13 protein-coding genes, 2 tRNA genes and 1 other RNA gene are annotated in these 11803 nt (G+C 64.2%); 4 read left to right on the top strand and 12 right to left on the bottom strand.

All coding sequences use genetic code 11. The features are described from left to right. Positions 1-210: 210 nt before the first annotated feature. The 6 genes from SX243_21855 to SX243_21830 form a co-directional block, all read right to left on the bottom strand. Positions 211-1413 (bottom strand): R3H domain-containing nucleic acid-binding protein, encoded by a 1203-nt coding sequence (locus tag SX243_21855; protein ID MDY7095628.1) that lies wholly within the window; start codon positions 1411-1413, stop codon positions 211-213. Then, on the bottom strand, positions 1410-3233 hold the full coding sequence (gene yidC, locus SX243_21850) for a membrane protein insertase YidC (GenBank protein MDY7095627.1): 1824 nt from the start codon (positions 3231-3233) through the stop codon (positions 1410-1412). Before yidC ends, SX243_21855 begins: the two co-directional genes overlap by 4 nt. A 169-nt stretch (positions 3234-3402) precedes the next feature. Further along, the gene (gene yidD, locus SX243_21845) at positions 3403-3612 is read right to left on the bottom strand and encodes a membrane protein insertion efficiency factor YidD (GenBank protein MDY7095626.1); all 210 of its coding nucleotides are present in this window, start codon (positions 3610-3612) and stop codon (positions 3403-3405) included. Beyond that, positions 3609-4040 carry a ribonuclease P protein component gene (gene rnpA, locus SX243_21840; protein ID MDY7095625.1) on the bottom strand — a complete coding sequence of 144 codons (432 nt, stop codon included), beginning with the start codon at positions 4038-4040 and terminating at the stop codon, positions 3609-3611. Before rnpA ends, yidD begins: the two co-directional genes overlap by 4 nt. Positions 4041-4045: 5 nt before the next feature. Then, on the bottom strand, positions 4046-4180 hold the full coding sequence (gene rpmH / locus SX243_21835) for a 50S ribosomal protein L34 (protein MDY7095624.1): 135 nt from the start codon (positions 4178-4180) through the stop codon (positions 4046-4048). Positions 4181-4824: 644 nt separating this feature from the next. After that, the gene (locus tag SX243_21830) at positions 4825-4989 is read right to left on the bottom strand and encodes a hypothetical protein (GenBank protein ID MDY7095623.1); all 165 of its coding nucleotides are present in this window, start codon (positions 4987-4989) and stop codon (positions 4825-4827) included. 154 nt (positions 4990-5143) lie between these two features. On the opposite strand from SX243_21830, the gene SX243_21825 reads away from it, so the two are divergent. Beyond that, entirely contained in the window at positions 5144-5971 is an 828-nt protein-coding gene (locus SX243_21825) for a hypothetical protein (GenBank protein MDY7095622.1), read from the top strand. Here SX243_21825 and SX243_21820 read toward each other — a convergent pair. Next, positions 5934-6902 (bottom strand): hypothetical protein, encoded by a 969-nt coding sequence (locus SX243_21820; GenBank protein MDY7095621.1) that lies wholly within the window; start codon positions 6900-6902, stop codon positions 5934-5936. The two genes, SX243_21825 and SX243_21820, sit on opposite strands and share 38 nt — an antisense overlap. A gap of 108 nt (positions 6903-7010) precedes the next feature. On the opposite strand from SX243_21820, the gene SX243_21815 reads away from it, so the two are divergent. Then, complete coding sequence (locus SX243_21815) at positions 7011-7196, top strand: DUF1778 domain-containing protein (GenBank protein ID MDY7095620.1); 186 nt, start codon at positions 7011-7013, stop codon at positions 7194-7196. A gap of 1240 nt (positions 7197-8436) precedes the next feature. On the opposite strand, the gene SX243_21810 is transcribed toward SX243_21815, so the two are convergent. The 5 genes from SX243_21810 to tadA all read right to left on the bottom strand — a co-directional run bounded on the left by SX243_21810 (position 8437) and on the right by tadA (position 10090). Then, on the bottom strand, positions 8437-8622 hold the full coding sequence (locus tag SX243_21810; GenBank protein MDY7095619.1) for a hypothetical protein: 186 nt from the start codon (positions 8620-8622) through the stop codon (positions 8437-8439). Then, positions 8619-8984 carry a hypothetical protein gene (locus SX243_21805; protein MDY7095618.1) on the bottom strand — a complete coding sequence of 122 codons (366 nt, stop codon included), beginning with the start codon at positions 8982-8984 and terminating at the stop codon, positions 8619-8621. Before SX243_21805 ends, SX243_21810 begins: the two co-directional genes overlap by 4 nt. A gap of 225 nt (positions 8985-9209) precedes the next feature. Further along, positions 9210-9299, bottom strand: a tRNA-Ser gene (locus SX243_21800). Positions 9300-9446: 147 nt separating this feature from the next. Beyond that, a tRNA-Ser gene (locus SX243_21795) sits at positions 9447-9537 on the bottom strand. Between the two features lie 58 nt (positions 9538-9595). After that, positions 9596-10090, bottom strand: a complete 495-nt coding sequence (gene tadA / locus SX243_21790; protein MDY7095617.1) for a tRNA adenosine(34) deaminase TadA — start codon at positions 10088-10090, stop codon at positions 9596-9598. A 127-nt stretch (positions 10091-10217) separates the two neighbouring features. Here tadA and ffs point away from each other — a divergent pair. Both ffs and dnaX read left to right on the top strand, forming a co-directional pair. Further along, an RNA gene (ffs, locus tag SX243_21785) (signal recognition particle sRNA small type) lies at positions 10218-10316 on the top strand. A 154-nt stretch (positions 10317-10470) separates the two neighbouring features. Continuing rightward, positions 10471-11803 (top strand): DNA polymerase III subunit gamma/tau (dnaX, locus tag SX243_21780; protein MDY7095616.1); only part of this gene is annotated, 1333 nt, incomplete at its 3' end.

Here is an 11803-nt window from a genome sequence, read left to right as displayed (position 1 = left end):
CTCCACGCTTCCTTCAGTGTCTTCCTCACGGTCGACACCTTGCGCTTCGCTTCGGTCCCTGTGACCTAGTTCCGGGAGGACTTTCACCTCCAGGTCGATGCCCATGCCGGGCACACATACACTGAGCGCCGGCCCCTCCCGGGAACCGGCGCTCGCTCAAGACTACCCTCGCCCTCGGGATCGAAGCTCCCTAGGCAGCAGCCACGCTGATCAGAGCGGCCAGACCGTCAGCCGCTTCAGGTAACCCCGGCCCTCACTCTCGGTTTCCACTTCCTCATGATCCGCCAGCGCCATGTGAACGATGCGCCGCTCGGCGGGATTGAGGTAGTCGAGCGTCTTCTCCTCGCCGGACTCGGCAACCTCTTCGGCCACCTCCAGCGCGAGCTCCCGCAGCTCCTGCTCGCGGCGCTCCCGGTAACCCTCCGAGTCCACCTGGCAGAAGACCCGCTGCCCGCAGAGAGCGCGAACCAAGATCGGGATCAGAAGCTCGAGCGCGTAGAGGGCCTTACCGTCCTCTTCCAGCAGCATCTCGGCGTCCGGACCACCGAGATCCAGCTCGACCCGGTCGTCCTCGACTTCCACCAAGAAGTCCAGCTCCAAGCCGGTGACCGCAAGAAGCCGATCGACGGCATCCTCGGCGGCATCCAGAAGGTCCATGGACTCATCCACGATTCGACGGCCTCCGCCCTTCTTGCCGCCCCGGTCGTCGCGGCCCCGACCACCTCGGCCGCCTCGACCGCGATCCTCGCGATCCCGGCCCTCTCGGTGCTGATCCTCACGGCCCCGGTCACCACGGTTCCGGTCGTCGCGGCTCCGGTCTTCACCAGAGCGGTCATCCCGAGCTCGATCATCACGGGCTCGATCACTGGCCCGCGAGTCCCGGCTCTGGCCCTTGTCCTGTTCGTCCGAGGCACTGCGGCCGCCCCGACCACCGGAATCCCGAGAACCACTCCGGTCCCCGCCGTCCCGGCCGCTGCGATCTCGACCGTCGCGGCCGCTGCGGTCGCCGCCGGCCCTCTCCTCGCCACCCTGAGCCTTACGCTGAGGGCCACCGCCGGCTTTCGTCGGCGCCTTGTCTCGCCCTCCTCCGGCCGGGGCCTTGGCCTCCTCCTCACCGCTCTCGGCCCCACCCTCGCTGGCTCCAGCACGGGGAATGCGGGTGAAACCGGCGTCTCGGGGGCGCCCAACCGGTATCGGCGGTAGGGCTTCCACCGAGTCGTCGTCCGCCGCCCGCTGGGGCGCTTCCGGATCCACCTCGATGACGATGCGCTTGCGCATGCGCAGGAAGCCGTGCTTCTTCTCGACCTTGCGATAGGCGACCTCGCCGGGGGCCAACCCATACTCGCTGGCGGCGGCGATCACCGCTTGTTCTACGGTCGAACCGGAGAAAAACTTGCGCTTTCTTTGACTCATACCTTTGCCGATCTCTTCTTGCCCTTTCCGCTCTTCTTCGTCTTCGTGCCAGCCGGCTCTGCCTCACCCTCAGCGCCGTCCGCTTCTTCACGCTTTGCCCGCCAAACCTTGTAGGCCTCTTGCTGAAGAATACTGAAGACGTTGTTGGTAAGCCAGTACAGAACCAGACCGGCAGGGAACTTGAGGAAGACGAAGAGAAAGATGAAGGGCATCAGGAGGAATAGCCGGCGCTGCATGGGATCCGTTCCCATGGGCATACGCAGCTGTTGGATGAACTGGGTCGCGAACATCACGATAGGGAGCACATAGTACGGATCCATCAACGACAGATCCTGGATCCACCCGATCCACGGCGCGTGCCGCAGCTCAATGGCGGCACCGAGGAGCTGATAGAAGGCGAAGAACACCGGAATCTGCAGCAATACCGGCAGACAGCCGGCGGCGGGATTCACCTTCTCCGACTTGTAGAGCCCCATGATCTCGTTCTGCATCTCCCGCTGGGCTTCCATGTTGGGCCGGCCCTGGCGGTCTTTGAGCTTGTTCCGGTACTTGGCCCGGATCGCCTGGATCTTGGGGTTGAGGCGCTGCATCTTCTGCGACGACACCATGCTCTGATGGGTCAGGGGCAGCAACAGCAGCTTGATCAGGATGGTCATCAACACGATGGCCCAGCCGTAGTTGGCCACCACGTTGGAGTGGATGTAGTTGAGGGCCACCTGCAGCGGGCGGGCGAGGAAGGAGAACCAGCCGTAATCCACCGACTCCTCGAGACCGTAGGGGAGGGCCGCCAGCTGGCTGTAGACCTTCGCGCCCCAATAACTCTCGCCCTCGATGCGATGGTCGTCGGCCATCACCAACAGGGCCAGCGCCCGGGCCTGCTTCTCCTCCTCCTCGCTCAGGTCGTCCTCGTTCTCCACCACCCGCAGAGACTCGACCCGCGCGCCCTCGCCTCCCAGCAGCACCGGTTCGAAGAGCATCTCGTCGACACCGCTGCTCGGCACCACGGCGGTGAGGAAGTAGCGATCATCAAGGGCCGCCCAGCGGGCCCCGCTCCCGCTCACCGCCTCCAGCTCGCCCTGCTTGCGGCTGTCCAGGCGCTCCAGCTCCTCACCAGCCTTGAACACGCCGCCCCGCCAGAACTGCTGCTGGCTGATCTCGAGCTCGCTGGGGTTGGCGACACCGGGGCCGAAGAAGACGCCCCAGGTCGGCTCCCCCCGATAGCTCACAGAAAAGTCGAAGAGGCCGTCACCGTTGAAGGCGAAGCGCTTGGTGGCCTCGCCCTCGGGGCCGCGGTAGCGCAGCTCGAGGGTGGTCTTCCCCGGCTCCGGCTCGTACCGCTCGACCACGAAGAGGGCGTCGTTGATGGGTAGGGACCGCGCCTCGTCATCCACCAGGGCGAAGGGGTAGGGCCCGGCCTCGCGGTCCCGAACCAGCTCCAGCGGAGAGCCGTCAGCTTCGTCGTGATCCTTCAGCCGGAAGGAGAGAATCTGCCCGCCGCGGTTGCTCACCTCCACCAGGAAGCGATCATTCTCGAAGTGCTCGACCCGCTCCGCCGATGCCATCACCGGCGCCGCCGACATTCCGCCGTCGGTTTCCGAGGAAACCTCCACGGACCCGGAGCGCTCCTCGCCGAAGGAGTCTTCCTGCGCCGGAGGAACCGCTGCCTCCTCGCCGCCGTCCTGGTCCAAGGACCGAGACACCGACGGCTCCTCCGTCGATGCCGGCTGAACCGGTGGCTGTTGGGGCCCAAAGAAGAATGTCCAGGCGAGGACCACCGCCCAGGACAAGAGCACGGCAAAAATCAGACGTCGATTATCCACGGAATCCTAACTTCCTCTGCAGGTCATGCCCTGCTGATCATTGTCTCGGGCCCGGGCCGCCGACACCACCATGCCTTGTATTCCAGGCCGCCACCGGCTCGCCGAGAGCTTTCCCCCGCCGACCTGCCTTGTCTCCCCGAGGTCAAGCAACCTCGCTGCCGCCGCTGGCTCATGGCAAGTCCACGCCGCCGGGGTGAAACGGCTGGCAGCGGGCTAGCCGTGCGAGACTCATGGCGCTGCCCCGCACCACCCCGTGCTCGATCACCGCCAGGCGGAAATACTCGGAACAGGTCGGGGTGAAGCGACACGCCCGGGGCAGCAGTGGCGAGACCCACCGCTTATACCCTTCGAGCATCCGGATGACCAACCAGCGAATCATTCCGCTGACCTCCTCCGCCGGTTCCTCGTCCGACCCGCCGGGCGACTTCCTTCCCCGCGCCGCCGCCGATCTACCTCGGAGAAGAGCCGTAAGAGCTCGCCTCGCAGCGTCGAAAACTCAGCCCCGGCCGCCGCCGGCTTGAGGTGGACCACCAGGTCCGCGTTGGGTAGCTCGGAACGCCCCGGCCAGCGCCGGTAAATCTCTCGCACCCGCCGCTTGAGGAGTTGACGCACGACGGCCTTTCCCACCTTCCGGCTGGCTGTGATGCCGAGCCGCGGGTGGGAGAGGCTGTTGGGAACGTAGTGGAGCGTCGCCAGCGGGCCATGCCGCCGTCGGCCTTGCCGGTAGCAGCGCTGGTAGTCCGGCCGGCGACGAACCTTGTGCTCGCGCCGCAGCCGCTCGTCCGGGAGCGGCGAGGCGCTGTCCATCGGGATCAAACGCTAAGGCGCTTGCGTCCCTTGCGCCGGCGGTTCTTGAGCACCGCGCGACCCTGGCGAGTGCGCATGCGCTCGCGGAATCCGTGCTTCTTCTTGCGGCGCCGATTGTTCGGCTGGAATGTGCGTTTCACGGTTTGTACTTCTCTAGCTGGCCGGCGATCCGCATGCCCGCCGACCTACCGATAGCCCAGCGGTCCGCGAGGACCGAGCTATCTTTGATCGGCTACTGACACGAGGCCTGCGGTGGGGATCGACGCCCCTGACCACCGGCGGTGTTTGAGCCTACCTGCCTTCCTATGGCGCTCTCGGCCTTCGCGGCCTTCACATCATGGGAGCAGGTCTCGAAAGAACGTGCGTAACCCTAGGCCAGTGCCGGCGAGATTCAGGGAACACTTCACCGGACGTGCCACGGGCACAGCAGCTTAAGCTAACCTACGGCCTCTTTCCCTGTCAAGAAACGGTCGGTAGGGGTGGTGTCCTAATGGGCTGTTGGCGGGGCGGGGGTAGGCGATGAGTGACATCGAAGACTTCCCCCTGGTTCTTGTTGAGTGGGTGGACTCTCATTGCTCCCTGGGCTGGGAGACGCTTGAGGGCTTCGCTGATTCGGTCCACACGTGTAAATCCGTCGGGTGGCTGGTTCACCAGGGCGAGGTTTCCACCATCGTGGCTCCCCATACAGCAAACCCCGCGGGGCAACCCACGGGGAATGGACTGATGACGATCCCGACGTCGGCGGTTCGTCGAGTTGTGGGACTGAGAGAGGAGTCGGCGAATGCTACTTCTTCTTAGGCCTCGGCTTGGGCTTCGGCTTATCGGGAGACTGGGTCAGCACGGATCCAGCAAGGCTCTTGATCTCGGCAGCGGTCAGCTTCTTGGGAGCCTTCAGCGCCTTCGCAGCCAGCGATGCCATCTCTTGCGAGGTTTTTTCGTTCGGTGCCATGGTAGAGCCTCCTTGGTTGAGTTGTGGCTACTACCTAGTAGCGAGAAAGGCACCGCCGATGGGTCGCGAGGCGCTCGCGGCAACCCTTCCGCTAGACTTCCCCACAGGGCGCGGCGGCGTGGGGCCGGCGCGTGGGACATGTGGGGAGGTTTTGGTGGCCAACAAAGACACTCGATCAAGGCTATGGCGACTATTCAAGCTCGTTGCAGTGGTGGGTTGGCTGCCGCCGCTAATCTGGTTGATCGACTGGGCTCAAAGGTTTGAATTCGTGGCTAGCTGGATAGGCTTTGCGTGGCCGCACTTGGTCGAGGCGTCAAAGTCCTGGGGGTGGCTGCTGTCCGCCGTTTGGCTGACCCTAGTCGTGATCTGGCCTGATCTGCGAAAGAGTCAGTGGTTGCAGTCACTCAAGGCAAAGGCTTCCGGTCTCAATGCTGATTCTTCACGGGTAGATTTTGAGGTTGTCTGCGACGACAGCCCCGGTTCAGAAGCGGTTTTGCGGGTTGAGAATCGCGGCGATGCCGCTCACTTCTCTGCCATGGCAAGACTGGCATTTGGCGGCTGGCCAGTACCCAACATTCCGGGCGCCACCGACTCCAAGCGTCCCGACAGGTGGCGGCATGGACTCTGGGAGAACTCGCGCTCCTTAGAGGTCAAGATCCCAAAGTTCGGAGCGCATAACCTGGTTCTGGCAAGGTACTCGGTTGACAAGGACGACGAAGGCGCACTCCGTGGACATCTGCATTGGTACTACCTGGAGAATGGTTCCCCACAGTTCCACCCGATGTCCTGGGCAAAGGAGAAGGTGGAGCCTCCCAAGATGATTTTGGCAGTACAGATCACTTGCGAGCCACCGCCCGCCAAGCCCTATGATGCGATTATCCTCATCGAACCCAAGAGCGAAGGCGGCTTGCGCGTGCTAGTTGGGAAGCAAAGCGCCCAGGATCTCACGCCGCCAGCAGATCCGCCATCTTCCAAGGGCTAGCCACAACGCCCGCCTTCATCGCCGGGGTCATGCGCAGGGAGCGATGGAACCGGCAGAAGTTGTAGAAGGCGAAGTGAAGGGCGAAGGCAGCCCGCAGGTTTTCCCACTTCTTGGAGAACGCGCAGGTCAACCGGGTCATCCGCTTCATGTGGGTCCGGATGGTGAGATTGTTCCGCTCGACGTGGCTGGTGCAGATCCGGGCTTCATCGGGCGCGCCGTGAATGGAGCGCTTCTCAATCCCTATTATCGACGCTGGGCTGTACCGGCGCTGGTCTTCCTTGGTAGTGGAGCCGTACTGCTTGATGATCTGCCCGTAGTCGGTGCGGGAGCCGAGGTGGTAGCTCACTGCCTCGGGGTAGGCGTCGAGGCCATCGGTGGACAGCTGGAAGCGGCCGGCGGTGGCCTTGGCCAGCTGCTCACAGAAGACGTCCGCATGCTGGGAGTCACGGGCGCCGAGGCGGTGGGCGAGGATGAGCTTGCTTTCGCGGTCAACCGCGGTCCAGCACCAGGCATCGCCCACGCGGGGATCGTTGATGTTCTTGGCGCGCTTCGTCTTGGCCTTGAGCCCCACGAATCCCCAGATCTCGTCCGCCTGCACATCCTCGACCTCGACACCCACAACCAACCGGTCCAGCAGCTCGGCGCAGCGGTCGCCAACGGTCCGCAGCAGCCGACAGACGGTGTCACGGTGGGTGCCGGTGATTCGCTCGATAGCGCGGATGCTGGAGCCCTCGACCAACAGATTCAACACCAGGATGGCCCGCTCCATCGGGATGCGATGGTTCCCCAGGGGACGGGCGGGACGTTGCGCGAAGGTCGAACCGCACTGCTTGCAGCGGTAGCGCTGGTGTCCGTTCTCGTCCTTGCCCCACTTGATGGACGCACCGCGGCAGGTGCAGAGTGGGTTGGGGTTGTTGGTGGTGGCGGGCATTGGTTGTTGGCCTGACTTGATGATGTGATTGTACGGACAATGTACGGACATGTCAAGCAATGGAGGGAGAAAAGCTCAGAAAATCTTCGCTTGACCGCGTGAGTACATATGCCGTACATTGTCCGTATGCTCAAAAATGACGACTCGACCAAGAATGCCCGCCTGGAATTCCGCCTCTCGACGGAGGAGAAAGCCCTGATTGAGCGCGCCGCCGCAGCGGACGGGCGCTCAACCTCGAATTGGGCTTTGGTGACGTTGATGAAGGCTGCCAAAGAGCAGCTCGGGGAGAAGTAGGGGTATTCGCCTTTCAGGCCTAGACGTAGGCCGATCAGCGCGCTAAGGTAGGGATGCTTGACCAAGCAGCCCAGCCTAGCGGCTGGTTTCGAAGCCCCGGTTACCGCCGGGGCTTTCGTGTATGCAGAGAGAATGAGCCCCAGGTAACCGCCGCAGCCGCTACCCGGGGCTCGGCGGTATCCAGGCCCGCGGCAATTGGAATCGCAGAAGCGACTCCCGCCAGCACCGCGGGCCATCGGAAGGCGTTCGCCTCCCTGGCTTGCTGGACATAGTTCCTCCTACAGCCCTATGCAAGGACTGGTTGAGGCGCTATGCTTGGGACGTCAATCAGAGACATTCCCGGCACAGCGCCGGACACTAGAGCGTGCTCCTGCCAGAGCACGCTCTAACTGTATGGGAATAATTCTAAATCCGACAGGACATAAGCGGCGCGCTCAAAATCCAGAATCGGAAATATTTCGGACGTCCGGATCCTGAAAACGGACATAATCGGACATGGCGCATGTCCGGTGCATGTCCGATCAGATGTGGCGCTAGTTGTCTTCGAGGAAGCTGAGGGCTGAGTCGGCGCTTTCGATGACCCTAGAGGTCACCATTAACAGAACGTCCACAGCGCGAACTTCGGCATCGTAGAAAGCTTCCGGGGCCATCTTGGGATCCAGGGCGCCTAAGCCCCTAAGGTGGGGCTCTAGCAGCGCGAGTGCGGCGTCTCGACTTAGCGAACCGAGGTGCTCTAGGCGGCGAGTTGCCAATTCATGGATTGCGTTTGCTCTCTCGCGGATCTGTCGCACGGTGTGCGCGGAGAACCGCCTTCGCTCGTCCATCTCGTCCATCTCGCCCTCAAGGGCATTGACATACTCCTCTAGATCCCGAGCCCAAACGCCAAATCCTGGGGGTGGATCTGGCGCTTGCGGCGCTACGGATTCTTGCAAGTCCGCCGCCCTCATTCCACGAAGCCGGCGCTCTATTGAATCTGCCTTGAGGGGGTTAGCGAGATCAGCTACTCGGCCGCATGCTGCTGACAAGCGAATGCCAGAATCGCGGGCGAGGGCTTGCGCCTCTTTGAGTAGGGCCGGGTAATCAACGGGCTCCCCGGTGCGGTCATCAATGATGCGGACTGGCAACAGCACCCCCACTGCCCCACAGGAAGGAAGGGTAGGGCGCAGCGGGCCGGGGGTGGGGTCCCCGGCGTCTCGGTGATCAGCCTAGCTGCGCTTTCTGCGGGTGGGATTCTAGCAGGTCAGGTGGGAGGGTTTCGGTAGCCGTGCTCGGTCTCCAGCCGGCGGATTGCTGCGTCCGCTACGTCCTCGAGCCAGCGGCCAACCGAAGGGAAGCCGGCCCGCCGAGCCCAATAGGACCAGCGGGCGGCCTGGTTCCGGCTTCCCTTGACGGTGTAGAAGGCGACCTTCAGCCGGCGATCCCTCATGAAGAGAGCGCGGCTTCGATCTGGTGGGCGATCCCGTCCAGCTCCGAAGCCCAGGACGAGGCGAGGGCCGGCAGCCGCGCCCCTGGGTCATCCTCGTGCAGCCCTTCGCCCTCCGGAGCGATGCTGAGGCGGAGGAAGCCTTCCAGGAACCGGAGATCCCCAACGATGGCTCGCAGCTCAGCCCGGGTGCCTCCCTCCGCCGGGTTCGGCCAATGGGAGCTGTATTCCAGCGTCATGAGGTAGATGAGCTTACCGGCGCGTCTGAACGCGGCGGCGTCTTCTGCTGGCAGCAGGTGAAGGAAGAGCTCCCGGAACGGGGCTTCGGTCCAGGCGTCGGGGTAGGATTGCGGCAGGTCGGTCATGGCTTACTCCATGGTCGGCTCAGGCCTCGACGTCGGCGTCACTCCTTCGTCGGGGCCGCTTTGGTAGGTCTGGAGCGGTGCTCCCGCTCCCTTGCCCGCCAACCTACCGCCGTCCGGTTACCCCGGGAACCACCAACAGAGAGTTAGGACACGACCTCGGTAGGGAGACTAAGACTCCGGCGTGCAGAAAATAGGACCGATCGACGAATGCGGGGGGAAAACTGATGGCGGAGAGGGTGGGATTCGAACCCACGGACCGGTCACCCGGTCAACGGTTTTCGAGACCGCCCCATTCGACCACTCTGGCACCTCTCCGTTGGGATGGGCTGCGGACGGTTCGGCGATGTCCCCTCTTCCAACGGGCCGCGTCTCCGCAGCGCTGCGTTTCAGCAGCACTGCCTTTCAGCAGCACTGGCCTTCAGCAACACCGTGGCGGCAGGTCGCGCCGGCGATGGGGGAATATGGCGGAGAGGGTGGGATTCGAACCCACGGTAGGGGGATACCCTACACACGCTTTCCAAGCGTGCTCCTTAAGCCACTCGGACACCTCTCCGGATTCTTGAACCGTCTTCAATGAGCCTGCCGCGAGCCGTGAGGGCTTTCGCTATTCCTCAGGCCTTGCCGCGCCGCTCCCGCCCCTTGCGCCGCAGTTCGGCGAAGAAGCTCTTGAGCAGCGCCGAAGATTCCTCGGCGAACACCCCTTCCACCACCTCCAGGCGATGGTTGAGGCGCCGGTCCCGCACCAGGTCTCCGAGGGAGCCGCAAAAGCCCGCCTTCGGATCCCGAGCGCCGAAGACCAATCGCTCGACCCGTGCGTTGACCAGAGCACCGGCGCACATGGCGCAGGGCTCCAAGGTCACATACAGGCTGCTGCCGAGGAGTCGCCAGCCCGGAATCCGGGCCGCCGCCTCCGCCAGCGCCAGCATCTCCGCATGGGCTAGCGGGTTGCCGTCGATCTCGCGGCGGTTGTGCCCGCGGCCGATGATCGTGCCATCCAGCACCACCACCGCTCCGACCGGCACTTCTCCGATGCTCGCCGAACGATGGGCCTCGGCAAGGGCTTCAGCCATCCACACCTCGTCGGTGCAGCTCGCTGACTCACTCACCTCCGCCTCCCGGCGGCGAACAAGGACGTCATCATAGTTCAATCAGCCCCGGCGGGTAAACCCGCCCACCCTTTACTTCCCTGACCACAGCACGTACCATCGAGTTTCCGGCAGGAACCGACGAAGGGTTCGGGTCCTGTGCATCGGCGAGTACCGAACCTCGTCAGGCCCGGAAGGGAGCAGCGATAAGGTACATCCGTCGAGTGCCGCAGTCCGCCGGAGCCCTTCGTCGGCTCCTGCCGGAAACCTCGACCCTCTCATAGAAGAACTCGTCTTTCTCAACATCCCCAACTCGAAGGCGAGGGTTGATGGCGAGACCCTGAAGCCCGCCGACCGAACCTTCATTCAGATACCTCTTCCAACCGGCTTCTAGAACCATCATGGCCTACCAGGTCCTCGCCCGCAAATGCCGCCCGCAGGACTTCTCCGGCCTGATCGGCCAGGAGACCATCGTCCAGGCGCTGCGCAACGCCCTCACCGAGGAGCGCATCGCCCAGGCCTATCTCTTCTCCGGAATCCGCGGCGTCGGCAAAACCAGTGCTGCCCGGGTTCTCGCCAAGGCCCTCAACTGCGAGCGCGGCCCCTCCGCCGACCCGTGCAACGAATGTCGCCCCTGCCGCGAGATCACCGCCGGCGCCGACCTCGACGTCCTGGAGGTGGATGCCGCCACCTACTCCAAGGTCGAACAGGTGCGAGAGCTCACCGAGAGCCTCCGCTACGGACCTGCCCGGGACCGCTATAAAGTCGTCATCCTCGACGAGGTTCACCGTCTTTCCCGCCAGGCTTTCGACGCCCTCCTCAAGATCATCGAAGAGCCGCCGGAGCATCTGGTCTTCATCTTCGCTACCACCGAGATCGAGGCCGTCCCTGCCACCATCCTTTCCCGCTGCCAAGAGTTCAACTTCCGGCGGGTACCTTCGGCGGTGCTCGCCGAGCACCTGGCGAATATCACCGCCCAAGAAGAGATCCAGGCTAGCGACGCAGCGCTTCGGCTCATCGCCCGCGCCGGCGAGGGCAGCGTCCGGGACTCCGTTGCCCTTCTCGATCAGCTCGCCACCTTCGGCGCCGGAACCATCTCCGACGAAGATGCGGTGCGCCTCCTGGGCGGCCTCGATCTGGCGATGTTCTTCGATCTGCTGGCGGCGATGCTCGACGGCGACGCCGCCCAAGTCTCCGCCCGGGTTCGGGAGGTGGAGCAGGAAGGTCGCGACCCCCGCCACGTCCACGCCCAATTCCTCGCCTACTGCCGCGACGCCCTGCACCTGGCCCTGGGCGGCGACCCGGAGCAGCTGGAGCTGCCAGAGGAGGACGCCCTCCGCCTGGCCGTCCTCTGTCGCGGCGTCGCCTACGAGAATCTTCTGCGCCTGACCCACCAGCTGCTCTCCAGCGAGGCTTCCGTGCGGCGCAGCGAGGCGGGCATCCTGGCCCTCGAAATCGCCTGGCTGCGGGCCGCCGAGCTACCTAAGCTGACCCGCGTCGAGGAACTCCTCGGCGGCGGAGCTCGCCAGGCCCCATCTCCCCGGGGCGGATCCAGTGATCCCTCCGGCTCCGGCAGCTCCTCGGGCTCCGGTGGCCTTTCCGGCTCCGGCTCTTCCTCCCGATCCTCCGCTGCCTCACCGAGCCGAGAGGCCCCAGCCAGCGGAAAGACCCAAACCAACGGGAAGGCCCCAGCCAACGGGAAGGCCCCGGCCAACGAAAAAGCCAGCGCCCGGC

Source organism: Acidobacteriota bacterium (assembly GCA_034211275.1).
GTDB lineage: Bacteria > Acidobacteriota > Thermoanaerobaculia > Multivoradales > JAHZIX01 > JAGQSE01.
The sequence above is the reverse complement of the archived record's forward strand: the minus strand, read 5'-3'. Positions and strand labels throughout refer to the sequence as shown.

Coding starts and splice junctions, on each gene's coding strand:
- SX243_21815 (MDY7095620.1), top strand. CDS start 7,011: ATGCCGTACATTGTCCGTATGCTCAAAAATGACGACTCGACCAAGAAT.
- SX243_21820 (MDY7095621.1), bottom strand. CDS start 6,902: ATGCCCGCCACCACCAACAACCCCAACCCACTCTGCACCTGCCGCGGT.
- SX243_21830 (MDY7095623.1), bottom strand. CDS start 4,989: ATGGCACCGAACGAAAAAACCTCGCAAGAGATGGCATCGCTGGCTGCG.
- yidD (MDY7095626.1), bottom strand. CDS start 3,612: ATGATTCGCTGGTTGGTCATCCGGATGCTCGAAGGGTATAAGCGGTGG.
- SX243_21810 (MDY7095619.1), bottom strand. CDS start 8,622: ATGAGGGATCGCCGGCTGAAGGTCGCCTTCTACACCGTCAAGGGAAGC.
- rnpA (MDY7095625.1), bottom strand. CDS start 4,040: ATGGACAGCGCCTCGCCGCTCCCGGACGAGCGGCTGCGGCGCGAGCAC.
- SX243_21855 (MDY7095628.1), bottom strand. CDS start 1,413: ATGAGTCAAAGAAAGCGCAAGTTTTTCTCCGGTTCGACCGTAGAACAA.
- SX243_21805 (MDY7095618.1), bottom strand. CDS start 8,984: ATGACCGACCTGCCGCAATCCTACCCCGACGCCTGGACCGAAGCCCCG.